The organism is Pseudomonas sp. LJDD11, from assembly GCF_024584215.1.
GTDB lineage: Bacteria > Pseudomonadota > Gammaproteobacteria > Pseudomonadales > Pseudomonadaceae > Aquipseudomonas.
In genome coordinates this window covers 100,226-113,469 of record NZ_JANJFL010000022.1, presented here as the reverse complement: position 1 = coordinate 113,469, position 13,244 = coordinate 100,226, and the positions used below count along the sequence as shown (strand labels likewise).

12 protein-coding genes are annotated in these 13,244 nt (G+C 62.6%); 8 read left to right on the top strand and 4 right to left on the bottom strand.

What is annotated here, in order from left to right; all coding sequences use genetic code 11:
- The 3 genes from NRB16_RS21915 to NRB16_RS21905 form a co-directional block, all read right to left on the bottom strand.
- A partial coding sequence (locus tag NRB16_RS21915; protein ID WP_257106915.1) for a hypothetical protein occupies window positions 1–92 on the bottom strand: 92 nt, incomplete at its 3' end.
- 562 nt (window positions 93–654) lie between these two features.
- The gene (locus tag NRB16_RS21910; protein WP_253117286.1) at window positions 655–1,698 is read right to left on the bottom strand and encodes an AraC family transcriptional regulator; all 1,044 of its coding nucleotides are present in this window, start codon (window positions 1,696–1,698) and stop codon (window positions 655–657) included.
- A gap of 2 nt (window positions 1,699–1,700) precedes the next feature.
- The gene (locus NRB16_RS21905; RefSeq protein WP_253117285.1) at window positions 1,701–2,816 is read right to left on the bottom strand and encodes a carbon-nitrogen hydrolase family protein; all 1,116 of its coding nucleotides are present in this window, start codon (window positions 2,814–2,816) and stop codon (window positions 1,701–1,703) included.
- 213 nt (window positions 2,817–3,029) lie between these two features.
- Here NRB16_RS21905 and NRB16_RS21900 point away from each other — a divergent pair, with 213 nt between their 5' ends.
- From NRB16_RS21900 to NRB16_RS21880, 5 genes are all read left to right on the top strand, one after another.
- A complete protein-coding gene (locus NRB16_RS21900; RefSeq protein WP_257106912.1) occupies window positions 3,030–5,066 on the top strand; it encodes an NADPH-dependent 2,4-dienoyl-CoA reductase in 2,037 nt (678 codons plus the stop codon).
- A gap of 19 nt (window positions 5,067–5,085) precedes the next feature.
- On the top strand, window positions 5,086–5,349 hold the full coding sequence (locus NRB16_RS21895) for a bacteriocin immunity protein (protein ID WP_257106911.1): 264 nt from the start codon (window positions 5,086–5,088) through the stop codon (window positions 5,347–5,349).
- 237 nt (window positions 5,350–5,586) lie between these two features.
- Window positions 5,587–6,510, top strand: coding sequence for a 1-aminocyclopropane-1-carboxylate deaminase/D-cysteine desulfhydrase (locus tag NRB16_RS21890; protein ID WP_257106910.1), 924 nt, complete (start codon window positions 5,587–5,589; stop codon window positions 6,508–6,510).
- Between the two features lie 77 nt (window positions 6,511–6,587).
- The gene (locus NRB16_RS21885) at window positions 6,588–7,928 is read left to right on the top strand and encodes an MFS transporter (protein WP_257106909.1); all 1,341 of its coding nucleotides are present in this window, start codon (window positions 6,588–6,590) and stop codon (window positions 7,926–7,928) included.
- Window positions 7,929–8,067: 139 nt separating this feature from the next.
- Window positions 8,068–9,273, top strand: a complete 1,206-nt coding sequence (locus tag NRB16_RS21880; RefSeq protein WP_173426705.1) for an MFS transporter — start codon at window positions 8,068–8,070, stop codon at window positions 9,271–9,273.
- A gap of 10 nt (window positions 9,274–9,283) precedes the next feature.
- On the opposite strand, the gene NRB16_RS21875 is transcribed toward NRB16_RS21880, so the two are convergent.
- Window positions 9,284–10,231: a DUF1853 family protein gene (locus NRB16_RS21875; RefSeq protein WP_257106908.1), complete on the bottom strand. Its 948-nt coding sequence runs from the start codon at window positions 10,229–10,231 to the stop codon at window positions 9,284–9,286.
- A gap of 257 nt (window positions 10,232–10,488) precedes the next feature.
- Between NRB16_RS21875 and NRB16_RS21870 the strand changes: the two genes are divergently transcribed.
- The 3 genes from NRB16_RS21870 to NRB16_RS21860 are packed head-to-tail and all read left to right on the top strand — an operon-like array spanning window position 10,489 to window position 13,222.
- Window positions 10,489–11,382 (top strand): NAD(+) kinase, encoded by an 894-nt coding sequence (locus NRB16_RS21870; RefSeq protein WP_045493483.1) that lies wholly within the window; start codon window positions 10,489–10,491, stop codon window positions 11,380–11,382.
- Window positions 11,382–12,353 carry a metallophosphoesterase gene (locus NRB16_RS21865; protein ID WP_257106907.1) on the top strand — a complete coding sequence of 324 codons (972 nt, stop codon included), beginning with the start codon at window positions 11,382–11,384 and terminating at the stop codon, window positions 12,351–12,353. The genes NRB16_RS21870 and NRB16_RS21865 overlap by 1 nt, the downstream gene beginning before the upstream one ends.
- A complete protein-coding gene (locus NRB16_RS21860; protein WP_045493481.1) occupies window positions 12,350–13,222 on the top strand; it encodes a rhomboid family intramembrane serine protease in 873 nt (290 codons plus the stop codon). Before NRB16_RS21865 ends, NRB16_RS21860 begins: the two co-directional genes overlap by 4 nt.
- Window positions 13,223–13,244 lie beyond the last annotated feature (22 nt).

Sequence of the window (13,244 nt, the reverse complement as noted above, 5' to 3'; positions counted from 1 at the left end):
TCAGACAGCTGGCGAGCCCCCTGCAGCGGGGTTTCGATGGCCACGTCGTAGACGCGGGAGGTGAGGATCTTGCGTACGTAGTGGTTGAGCAAATCGGACTCGGCATAGCTCATCGCGTCGTTTCCTTGTACAGGGCACGAGGCACAGACAACTGGCCGATAACGGATGGGCAAGCGACGATTGGGCGGGCGATAGCGATCATGTCTGACTCCTGGTTCAAGCTTTCAAGACCCGGGAGACAGAAAAAACCCGCCTCCAGGGCGGGTTTTTCAAGCAAACGTCGGCTAACCCGCCATGACTGGAATGACGGTAATAATAATCTGGCCGAAGAACTGCTTGGAGGTATTCATGGCACTGAGGGTATTGCGCCAGTACGGGAAAAGTCAAGGGCGATATCAGTTGGTTCGCGCGCCGGATTAATTTAGCCGCCTGGCGCTTCGTATCATCCAGATACGGACATTTTCCTGTCACATGCGAACCTTACTGTCAGGACAAGGGTCATTACCTGCACGCTGCGCTCAACGTCTGACGCCGCATTGAACACCTGCCAAGAGGGCCTGCACCATGGATGACTATCAAGAAGAATTGCTCGAATACCGCGCCTATGAACTCGACATGCCGGAACCGGCTGACGACGCGACCGAGCTATAACACTCAGCGAGCGCCCAGGCGCTGGCTGCGGCGAAACTCCCCGGGCGTCTGGCCATTCCAGCGCTTGAAAGCCCGTTGAAAGGCCTCAGCAGAGGCAAACCCCAGCAAGTAGGCGATTTCGCCAAAGGCCAGTTCCGTGTCGCGGATGTAGGTCATGGCCAGGTCGCGGCGGGTATCGTTGAGCACGGCCCGAAAACTGGTCTGCTCATCGGCCAGCTTGCGCCGCAGGGTCCAGGTGGGCAGCTTGAGTCTGGCCGCCACTTCTTCCAGATCCGGTTCTCGACCGCCATTGAGCAATGGCCCCAGCAGGCTGATGATGCGCTCGCGCAGGCTGCGTGTGCGGGTCAGGCGCTCAAGCTCCAGTTCGCATAACTGCACCAGCTGTTGCCAGGTACTCGGGCAATGAGCTGGGTTGCGGATCTCCAGGCTGGCGTTATCCAGACGCAGCTGATTGGTTGCCGCCGCGAACACAACAGGTTGTTCACTGAGGGCGGCGTATGCCGCGGCATAGTCTGGCGCGTTGAACTCGATTTCGATGCGCTGGGCCTGCAAGCTGCGGTCGGCCACGCCAGACAACTGGCTCAACCAGCCGCTGAGCAGCGAGTCGACCACAAAACGGTTGTAGGCGTTGTAGGGGCTGATTGAATAGAACCGCAGCCAAGCACCCTCACTGTCTTCAAGCAGACGCGACTGGCCCCGGTAATTGGCCGCGTAGAGCGGCTCGAAACGCAGCAGGGTGCGCGCCGCCTCACGGACATCCGGAGCCTGGGCTGCGGTGACCCCGGCCAGCCCGGCCTGGCCCAGGCGGCTGAGTTTGCCCATCTGTAAGCCCAACGCCGGCTGGCCACTGAGCTCGATGGCGGCGTGGCCCAGGCGCATATAGCGGGCAATGCTCAGGCGCGCGCCGGCCTGGCTCAGGCTATGGCTGTCCAGGCCATATTGCTGCAACAGCGCCGTGGGGTCATGGCCGAGGCTGCGCAGTGCTTCATCCAGGCATTGGATAAAACCTACCGACAGATCCCCCAGGCGCAAGGGCGGGCGGTTCATGTTCACAGCCAGAGGTTGATCAAACGGGTGCCGCCGAGCGGTGCGCCAGGCGGCGAGGTTTGCTGGTGCACGAAGCTGTCACCTGAAGCCCCCTGATTCCAGAACTGGCCGTGCATGAATACGCTGATGCCGGCGCGGGCGTTGCTCTGTGAGGGCTGCCCGGTCAGGGTCAGGCGTTGCCAGGCTTCACCTTCGCTGAGGGCACCAGCCGGCAGCGTCAGTCCCTGGTTGGTGTGGCCCGGCCACGGCGCGCTCCAGCGCTGTCGGCCAGGGATAAAAGCCGGCACGGCAATCAGCTCGGCGCCGCTGGCATTGAGCCGTGCATAGTTGTCCGGATACCAGCTGTCGCTGCCGATCAGCACCGCCAGGCGGCCGGCGGGTGTGTCGAACACCTGCAAGGGCGCCTGGCGGTCTGCCTGTACATAGCCGCCTTGATGAACGCTCGGATACACCTGGCGCTGGGGTTGACCCAGTGGTTTGCCGTCGGCGCCGAACACCAGGCTGACGTTGTACAGCGGGCCTGGCCTGACGGTCAGTTGGCCGGCTTCGATGTGTGGTTCAGGCAGGATGATCGAGCCGGCCACCAGGGTGACGCTGAACTCGCTGGCCAGGCCGCCGAACAACTGCTGGTAGTCGCTGGCCATCGATTGCGCTTTCATGCGCAAGTGCGCATCACCCAGGCGTTGCTCGCCGCGGGCATTGAGCAACGCGCTGACAAACTTGATCGGGTTGCTCCAGGCCAGCCAGGTCATGGCCTCATCGACCGTTTCGGCCTTGTAGAACTGATTCTTTTCGCCAGCGGCAAACAGCCAGGTGCCGATGTGTTCGGGCAATACCACCAGAGTTTTATCATTAAGCAGTCCTTGCTCGCGAGCCTGTTGCAGCCAGGCCGCCAGCTTGCGGTGCAAGCGCTCAAGGTCCTGATAATCGGTGGGGTACAGCTCGGTTTCGATGCCCAGCAGGTTGCCGCGCCCGGCAGGCGTGCCTTGATTGATTGCCAGATGGCTGCGCAGATCTGACAGGTAATGACCCAGCGGGCGTTGCGAGGTCCACACGCCATAGCTGAGCAGCAGGGCGACAAGAGCAGCGGACAGGCACAGGCCGAGTAGTTTGCGCATAAGGTCCAGAATGGATGCGGTAAGCAGAATGCCAGTCAGGGTAGGGCGTCGCGACAGGCTTGCCAAGCCCGCTGCTGTGCATTTTGATCATTAACTTGTCAGTTGTGGTCATTGAGTGCGTTGGCCGGGCTATTTACTGTGGGCAACATACCGAAAGGGCATCCGCTGAGATTCCCTCGCCTTTGACCGTGATGATTTCGCTGGAGCCTGACAATGAGCGCCACCGCCTACCCGCACCTGCTCGCCCCGCTGGACCTGGGGTTCACCACCTTGCGCAACCGCACCCTGATGGGCTCGATGCACACCGGCCTGGAAGAAAAGCCGGGCGGTTTCGAGCGCATGGCGGCCTATTTTGCCGAGCGTGCCAGAGGCGGCGTGGGGCTGATCGTCACCGGCGGTATTGCGCCGAACGACGAGGGGGTGACCTATAAGGGCGCGGCGAAGCTGACCACTGCCGAGGAGGCCGCTCATCATCGCATCGTCACCGAGGCGGTGCATCAGGCCGGCGGCAAGATCTGCCTGCAGATCCTGCACACGGGCCGCTATGCCTACAGCCCGGGTCTGGTTGCGCCCAGCGCCATTCAGGCGCCGATCAACCCGTTCAAGCCCCGTGAGCTGGACGAACAGGGCATCGAGAAGCAGATCGGTGATTTCGTCAATTGCGCCAGCCTGGCCCGCGAGGCCGGCTACGACGGGGTCGAGATCATGGGCTCGGAAGGCTATTTCATCAACCAGTTCCTCGCCGCGCGCACCAACCAGCGCGACGACCGCTGGGGCGGCAGCTTCGAGAACCGCATGCGTCTGGCGGTGGAAATCGTCCGCCAGGTGCGTGAGGCAGTGGGCGCGCAGTTCATCATCATCTATCGCCTGTCGATGCTCGACCTGGTGGAGGGCGGTAGCGACTGGAGCGAGATCGTGCAACTGGCCAAGGCCGTCGAGGCGGCTGGTGCTACGTTGATCAACACCGGTATTGGCTGGCACGAGGCGCGCATTCCGACCATCGCCACCAAGGTGCCGCGTGCTGCCTTCACCAAAGTCACCGCGCACCTGCGCGGTGCGGTGCAGATTCCGTTGATCACCACCAACCGCATCAACACCCCGGAGGTGGCCGAGCAGGTTTTACGCGAAGGCGACGCCGACATGGTGTCCATGGCCCGGCCATTTCTGGCCGATCCTGAGTTCGTCAACAAGGCCGCTGCCGGTCGCGCCGATGAAATCAACACCTGCATCGGCTGCAACCAGGCCTGCCTGGACCATATCTTCGCCGGCAAGCTGACCAGTTGCCTGGTCAACCCGCGGGCCTGCCATGAAACCGAACTCAACTACCTGCCTACCACGCAGCCCAAACGTATTGCCGTGGTCGGTGCCGGACCGGCGGGGCTGGCGGCGGCCACGGTGGCGGCCGGGCGCGGGCATCAGGTCACGCTGTTCGATGCGGCCAGTGAAATCGGCGGGCAGTTCAATATCGCCAAGCAGGTGCCGGGCAAGGAAGAGTTCTTCGAGACCCTGCGCTATTTCGACCGCAAGCTCAAAAGCACCGGTGTCGAGCTGCGCCTCAATACCCGGGTCGCTGCCCAGGACCTTCTGAACGCCGGTTTTGATGAAGTCTTGCTGGCCACCGGCATCGTGCCGCGCACACCGCAGATTGCGGGTATCGACCATCCGAAGGTATTGAACTACTTGCAGGTGATTGGCGAGCACCAGCCGGTGGGCCAGCGCGTGGCGGTGATCGGGGCTGGCGGTATCGGCTTCGATGTATCGGAGTTTCTGGTCCATCAGGGCGTGTCCACCAGCCTGGACCGCGAAGCGTTCTGGAGGGAGTGGGGCATTGATACCGCCTTGCAGGCCCGTGGCGGCGTCACCGGCATCAAACCCGAAGTGCACGCTCCGGCGCGCCAGGTGTACCTGTTGCAACGCAAGGCATCGAAAGTCGGTGACGGGCTGGGCAAAACCACCGGCTGGATCCACCGTACCGGCCTGAAAAACCGTCAGGTGCAGATGCTCAGCAGCGTGCAGTACCTGAAGATCGACGACGCTGGCCTGCATATCCGCGTGGGCGAGGGCGAGCCGACTGTGCTGGAGGTGGACAACGTCATCATCTGCGCCGGCCAGGAGCCTTTGCGTGAATTGCATGAAGCGCTGCTGGTGGGCGGGCAGAGCGTGCACCTGATCGGCGGCGCGGACGTGGCCGCCGAGCTGGATGCCAAGCGGGCCATCGATCAGGGGTCACGGCTGGCGGCGGTGCTGTAGGTTTCTGCGGGGGTGAAACGTGGCTGAGCTAAAGAAAAGCTTTAATGACTATACCGAATTGGAGTTTTCTGACTTTATCAATGACATCTGGTTCGTCAGATCAGCCAGTGAGCGCGAACACAATTCGTGGATCATGCACTTCAGAAAAATCACAGAGCACCCCAGAGGAAGCGATCTGTTCTACTATCCGTCACCTGATGAAGATTGTTCCCCTGAAGGTATCGTGAACACTGTAAAAAAATGGCGAGCCGAGAACGGCAAGCCAGGCTTGAAAACCGAGTGATTCAGGTTGCAGGCCGCTTATGGGAGCCTCTAAAAACTACCTGCGTTGTCATCGCTGCGTTGAAAATCGGCTCAAAATGCTCATTTACACCCCGTAAAGTCGAGCGCGACTCCGACCGTTTCTCGCCGGTTTTCGCCTTGCGCTGGCTGCCTCGCCTACGTTTTTAGAGGTGCCCTTATGGGGCCGGTTTTCAGTCGCAAGCGATACACTGCGCGTTTTTCCCGGCCGATAGTTCTTATGCTTGATGACGCCCTGACCTGGCAACCCACAGCCCCCCTGCATCCTCTGGACCTGCCCTGGCTGCGCCAGGCCGGGGTGCAGGTGGCCGTGCTGCGTCTGGACCTGATCGACCCGCTGATCAGCGGCAATAAGTGGTTCAAGCTCATTGGCCATCTGCAAGCGGCCGCTGCTCAGGATGCGGCGGGCGTGATCAGCCTCGGTGGCGCCCACTCCAATCATCTGCATGCCTTGGCCGCCGCGGGCAAACGCTTTGGCTTTGCCACGGTTGGTCTGCTGCGTGGTCATGAACAGCTCACGCCAACCGTGCAAGACCTGCAAGACTTCGGCATGCAGTTGCACTGGCTGGGTTACGGTGGTTATCGCCAGCGCCATCAGGCCGATTTCTGGGGCCCGTGGCAGGCGCAGTATCCGCAGTTTCAGCCGGTTGCCGAAGGCGGCGGCGGGGCGGCAGGGCTTATCGGTTGTGCGCAGTTGCTGCCAATGGTCACAGGGCAACTGGCGGGGCTGGGCTGGGAGGATTACCACGGCTGGTGGCTGGCCGCCGGCACCGGCACGACCCTGGCCGGGCTGGTGCGTGCCGAGGCCGGGGCGCATCGGGTGTTCGGCGCGCTGGCGGTGCCGGACGATCACGGTGTGGCGGGCAATGTTGCGGGTTTGCTGCAAGCATCAGGCAGCGGTTATGAACTGCTCGACGCCAGTCGCGGTGGATTTGCGAAAGCCGACGCTCGGCTGCTGGCGTTCATCCGTGACAGTGAGCAACAGAGCGGCATGCCGCTGGAAGCGCTGTACACCGGCAAAGCGTTGTTGGCCTTGCACCAGGCCGTCATGGCGGGCCGTTTCGCCTCCGGCACCCGGTTATTGTTCGTCCACACCGGTGGTTTGCAGGGCAAGCGGGCCAGTGTGTCGGTCTCGGGTACGTAGAGGCCCCTTTCAGAGCGAGTCGGACAGGCGGCGCTTCGGATAATCGGGGCAATCCCGATCAGCATGCCGAGGTCCGCATGACAAACCCCGCCGCCCCGCAGGTTGATCCTGCCACCCTGAGAAAAGTCATCGTCGCTGCGGCCATTGGCAACTTTGTCGAGTGGTTCGACTTTGCCGTCTATGGTTTTCTGGCCACCACCATTGCCTTGCTGTTTTTCCCCAGTGGTGACCCCAGTGTCGCCTTGCTCAAGACCTTCGCCGTGTTTGCCGTGGCGTTTGCCTTCCGGCCGCTGGGCGGGATCTTTTTCGGCATGCTCGGCGACCGGATCGGGCGCAAACGCACCCTGGCCATGACCATTTTGCTGATGGCCGCCGCCACCACGTTGATCGGCATACTGCCCACCTACGCCAGCATCGGAGTCATGGCGCCGATCCTGCTGACCCTGATTCGCTGCGCCCAGGGCTTTTCCGCTGGCGGCGAGTATGCCGGGGCCTGCGCTTATGTGATGGAGCATGCGCCGACTGACAAGCGCGCCTGGTACGGCAGCTTCCTGCCGGTTTCGACGTTCTCCGCGTTTGCCACCGCAGCCGTGGTGGCGTATGCACTGGAAGCCACGCTGTCGAGTCAAACCATGCAGAGCTGGGGCTGGCGTCTGCCGTTTCTGATCGCCGCCCCCATGGGCCTGATCGGCATCTATCTGCGCTCGCGGCTGGCCGAGACCCCTGCCTTCCAGGCGGTCAGTGATGAGCATGCAGTGGCCCATTCGCCGCTCAAGGAAACCCTTCGCCACCACGCCCGTCCGATTCTGTGCCTGGGCGCCTTTGTATCGCTGACGGCGCTGTCGTTTTATATGTTCACCACTTACTTCGCCACCTACCTGCAAGTGGCGGGTGGTCTGACGCGTGCCACTTCGCTGCTGGTGGCGCTGATCGCGCTGCTGTTTGCTGCGCTGATCTGCCCGCTGGCCGGGGCATTTTCCGACAAGGTCGGGCGACGCAAGACCATTGCCACCACCTGCGCGCTGTTGATCGTTGTGGTACTGCCAGCGTTTCTGATGGCCAGCTCCGGATCGTTCGCCGCCTCGGTGCTCGGTGTGATGTTGCTGGCCGTAGGCGCGGTGCTCAGTGGCGTGGTCACCGCCGCGCTGCTTTCGGAAGTATTCCCGACCCGGACCCGCTACACCGCCTCGGCAATCACCTACAACATGGCCTACACCCTGTTTGGCGGCACCGCACCGCTGGTCGCCACCTGGCTGATCTCCACCACCGGCAGCAACCTGTCACCGGCGTTCTATCTGGTGGCGGTGTCGTTGCTGGCATTGATGGGGGGCCTGGCATTGCCGGAAACCTCGCGGATTTCCCTGCATGAGGTGCCGTCGATGGATAAGGCGCGCACCGTTCAGCCATTGGCCGAGTAAGGACCAGAGCCACAAAAACGACAATAAAGCGTGGCGCTGCGGCCCGGAAAAATGGCACATTGTCGCCCCCTTCGGGCTGATGACATATTTTGTAATATCGGTTTGAGGGCTCTGCAACCTGCCTTTACGGATGACCCTCATGTCCAGTGTCCAACCCGCTTCGGCGGCCGCTCCGGCCACGCCACAGTCCAGCCCGCTGGTGATGCGCATCATCGGCGCAGTGGCGCTGGCGCACCTGATCAATGACCTGATCCAGGCGATCCTGCCGTCCATCTACCCGATGCTCAAAGCCAACTATGACCTGAGCTTTGCACAGATCGGCATGATCACCCTGACGTTCCAGCTCACCGCGTCCTTGCTGCAACCCTGGGTCGGTTACTACACCGACCGGCACCCCAACCCGCTGGTGCTGCCGATGGGCTCGGTCTGTACCCTCATCGGTATCGTGATGATGTCGATGGCCGGCAGTTTCGAAATGATTCTGCTGGCGGCAGCCTTGATCGGGATCGGCTCGTCGACCTTCCACCCCGAAGCTTCGCGTATTGCGCGGCTGGCCTCAGGCGGGCGGTTTGGCCTGGCGCAGTCGACCTTTCAGGTCGGCGGTAACGCCGGGACGGCGATCGGCCCGTTGCTGGCGGCAGCGATCATCATTCCGTTCGGGCAGGGTAACGTGGTGTTCGTCGGCATCATCGCCTTGCTCGCGCTGGGTCTGCTGTGGGCCATCAGCCGCTGGTACAAGGCGCACCTGAACCTGTTCAAGCTCAAGGCCGGGCACAAAGCCACCCACGGTCTTTCGAAGCAGAAAGTGATCTTCTCGCTGGCGATTCTGGCGCTGCTGATCTTTTCCAAGTTCTGGTACATGACCAGCCTGACCAGCTACTACACCTTTTATTTGATCGAAAAGTTCGACCTGTCGGTGGCCAGTTCGCAACTGCACCTGTTCCTGTTCCTCGGCGCGGTGGCGGCGGGCACCTTCTTCGGCGGACCGATTGGTGACCGCATCGGCCGCAAGGCGGTGATCTGGTTTTCGATTCTGGGCGCGGCACCGTTCACCCTGGCGCTGCCGTATGCGGATCTGTTCTGGACCACGGTGCTGAGCGTGATCATCGGCTTTATCCTGGCCTCGGCGTTCTCGGCCATTGTGGTTTACGCCCAGGAACTGGTGCCAGGCAACGTAGGCATGATCGCCGGGGTGTTCTTCGGTCTGATGTTCGGCTTGAGCGGCATCGGCGCCGGGACCTTGGGTTACCTGGCCGACAGCCACGGCATCGCCTATGTCTACCACCTGTGTTCATTCCTGCCGTTGCTGGGCTTTCTGACCATCCTCCTGCCACGTACCAAATAAAGGCGGCGGGTCAGCGGCCGGTGTCGGGCAGATCAGGCCAGGCATCGGCCACCAGAAACAGCCGCTCGGCTTCCTGCCAGCCGCCCTCGGCGTCTGGCTCCAGGCGCACCAGCAATTGCGCCGGGGCCAGTGGCTCAAGCTTTGCCAGCCAGTCTTGCAATTGCGCCTCGCTCCAGGCGTCCTGATAACGTGCCGGCGCCAGCCAGGCGTGGCGAGGCAGCGGTTGCCAGCGGCCGGGGCGGCTGGCGGCGACAAACGCTGGCCAGTCGCGCTGATGGAGCCAAAGCCCTTTGAGATGCTGGTCATGGGCGCCGTCGGGCGGCTGCGCATGGCCGGGCCAGGGGTACAGCAGATAGCCACCCAGCCACAGCTCGGCACTGAACGCCTCGACTCCCAGCCCGGCCAGGGTTGCGCGGCCCTCCGGGCGTGACGACATCGGCAATTGATGCAGGCTTACATGGCGCAGCTTGCGGTCCAGCCGGTCATGGGCACTGGGCCCCAGCCACTGCGCCGGGTCACGGCCGTTACCGTCTTGCGGGCCCAGATACAACTTGATCGCCAACTCGACATGATGCACCCCGTCGCGGTCACGCAGCAGCATGTCCAGCTCGCCCAAGGTCTGGCCCTGCTGGCGCACCGGCAGATTGGCCGCCAGTAACTCGACACCCGGAGCCTGCAGCACTGCGTATTGCCAGAGTCGCTCGTAGTAACGCCCCAGCCGGCGCGTCGACGCCTGCTCCAGCCACTGGACCAGCGAAGCCGGGTGGTGATCGAGGGCCAGCAGCCAGTCACGCAACTGTTCGGGGGCCGCCACCCAATCGCTGCCGCTGAGCGGATGACGCTGCACCCAAGGCGCCTCGGCCAGCATCGGCGGAGCAAGCAGCACCCAGGCCAGATCACGCACCTCGGGATGGCGTAGCTGGCGGGGCAGACCGGAGAGAGAAGGGAAAGGTGTCATGCAGCAAGAATAGCGCTGGCGCAGTGACAAGGTAAGGCATCAGAAAAAGGCCACTGATTAATCAGGTTAATGTTGGATGGCCTTCACGGCTAAAGCGGATCGCCACCCGGCAGGTCTTGCAAGGTAGATCGAAGGCGGGCTTTCGGGCGCCAGGCAATGCCCGGAACAGCACCCGACCCACCCCCGGTTTGCCGCCCGCCGGGCGTTTCGCCATAATCGCGCTCATAACGCCGTTTCGCAGACTTAGCAGGAGCCTCATGGAGCACTTTCGTAATATCGGCATCATCGGCCGTCTGGGCAGCGCCCAGGTGCTGGAAACGGTGCGCCGGCTCAAGAGGTTCCTGTTGGACCGCCACCTGCACGTCATTCTCGAAGACACCATCGCCGAGGTGCTGCCCGGTCATGGCCTGCAAACGTCCTCACGCAAAATGCTCGGCGAAGTCTGCGACCTGGTCATTGTCGTCGGTGGCGACGGCAGCCTGCTCGGCGCCGCCCGCGCCTTGGCCCGCCACAATGTCCCGGTATTGGGCATCAACCGCGGCAACCTGGGCTTTCTCACCGATATCCGCCCCGACGAACTGGAATTGAAAGTCGCAGAAGTCCTCGACGGTCACTATCTGGTCGAAAACCGTTTTCTGCTCGAAGCCGAAGCGCGTCGTCACGGCGAAAGCATCGGTCAGGGCGATGCGCTTAACGATGTCGTGCTGCACCCCGGCAAATCAACCCGGATGATCGAGTTTGAAATCTACATCGATGGCCAGTTCGTCTGCAGCCAGAAGGCCGACGGCCTGATCGTCGCGACCCCGACCGGCTCTACCGCCTACGCGCTGTCGGCCGGCGGCCCGATCATGCACCCCAAACTCGACGCCATTGTCATTGTGCCGATGTACCCGCACACCCTGTCCGGGCGGCCCATCGTGGTCGATGGCAACAGCGAGCTGAAGATCGTTGTGGCCAAAGACATGACCATCTACCCGCAGGTGTCCTGTGACGGGCAAAACCATTTCACTTGCGCGCCGGGCGACACCATCACGGTGCGCAAAAAGCCCAAGAAGCTGCGCCTGATTCACCCGCTGGATCACAACTACTACGAAGTCTGCCGGACCAAGCTCGGCTGGGGCAGCCGCCTCGGTGGGCGAGGAGACGACTGATGATCGATCCGGCGCGTGGCTTTGATCTGATCGGTGACGTGCACGGGTGCGCCCAGACCCTTGAGGCGCTGCTGGAGCAGATGGGCTATCGCCGCGAGGCCGGCGTATGGCGTCATCCACGGCGTATGGCATTGTTTCTGGGCGATATCGTCGACCGCGGCCCACGGATTCGCGAAGCGCTGCATATCGTGCGCGACATGGTCCAGGCCGGGCAGGCGCTGTGCATCATGGGTAACCACGAATTCAACGTGCTGGGCTGGGTGACGCCAGCGCCGGCCCACACCGGCCAGAAGTTCGTCCGTGAGCACACCCCGCGTCACGAGCGGCTCATCGCTGAAACCCTGGACCAGTTTGAGCAGTACCCGCAGGAGTGGCGCGAGTTCATCGACTGGCTTTATGAGTTGCCGTTGTTCATTGATGCCGGACGCTTTCGCGCCGTGCATGCCTGCTGGGACCCTAACCTGATTGAGCCGCTGCGTGGCCTGCATGGCAACGGGTTGATCAACCAACAGTTCATCCAGGCCAGCGCCACGCCTGGCAGCTTTGCCAGCAACGTTTTCAATCGTTTGCTGCGCGGCACCGACATGCGTCTGCCGCACGGCCTGACCCTCACCGGCGGCGATGGCCTGACCCGCGAGTTCTTCCGTACCAAGTTCTGGGAGGATGACCCGCAGACCTATGGTGATGTGGTCTTCCAGCCCGATGCGCTGCCCGAAGGGGTGGCCAAGACGCCACTGTCAACCACTGACAAAAATGCTTTGCTGCGCTATGGCAGCGACGAGCCGCTGCTGTTTGTCGGTCACTACTGGCGCAGCGGTGTGCCGGCGCCGATCCGGCCCAATCTGGCCTGTCTGGATTACAGCGCCGTGCTGTACGGCAAGCTGGTGGCCTATCGGCTGGACCAGGAAACTTCAATCGACCCGGAAAAATTCGTCTGGGTTGATGTGCACCGCCCGGAGTTGAAGTCATGAGCCCTGTCGCTGTTTTGCGCCTGCCGCTGTCCACCGACCTGAGTGGTTTTGTCAGCCTGCTGCGGCGCCTGAATGTGCCGCACCGGGTGGCCGAGGAGGCTGGCGAGCAGGTGCTGTGGGTGCCGGGTAACCCGCAATTGGTCGACGAGGTTCGCGAGCTGTACGAGCGTTTCCCCGAGGGCAATGACGCCTATCAGCCGCCGCCGGACAGTCAGGGTGCAGCGCTGGCTCGTCCCGGTCTTGCCCAACAGGCAAGGCAGGTGCCGTTCACCGTGTTGGTGTTGCTCGCGACCCTGGTGGTGGCGGGCCTGACCATGCTCGGTGAAAACCTGGACGCGGTGCGCTGGCTGACCTTTCTCGACTTCCGGGTGCAGGGCGAGTACGCCATGTTCGTGCCGCTGGCCGACAGCCTGGCCGCCGGGCAGTGGTGGCGGATCGTCTCACCGATGCTGATCCACTTCGGTGTCCTGCACCTGGCCATGAACAGCCTGTGGTACTGGGAACTGGGGCGGCGCATCGAACTGCGCCAGGGCGGCTGGCAATTGCTGTTGCTGACCCTGGTGTTCGCCGCGTTCTCCAACGCGGTGCAGTATTATTTCGGTGGCCCGACTTTATTCGGCGGCCTGTCGGGCGTGCTCTATGGTCTGCTGGGGCACTGCTGGCTGTTCCAGTGGCTGGCGCCCAACCCGATCTACCGTCTGCCGCGGGGCGTGCTGGTGATGATGCTGGTCTGGCTGCTGCTATGCCTGTCGGGGCTGGTGAGTGTGCTTGGCTTTGGCGAGATCGCCAACGGTGCACATGTCGGCGGCTTGATCATCGGTTGTGTCACGGGACTCGCAGGGGGTGCGATCGCGCGCCGAAAAGCCTAAACTTCCCGGCTGTCTTCTGGAG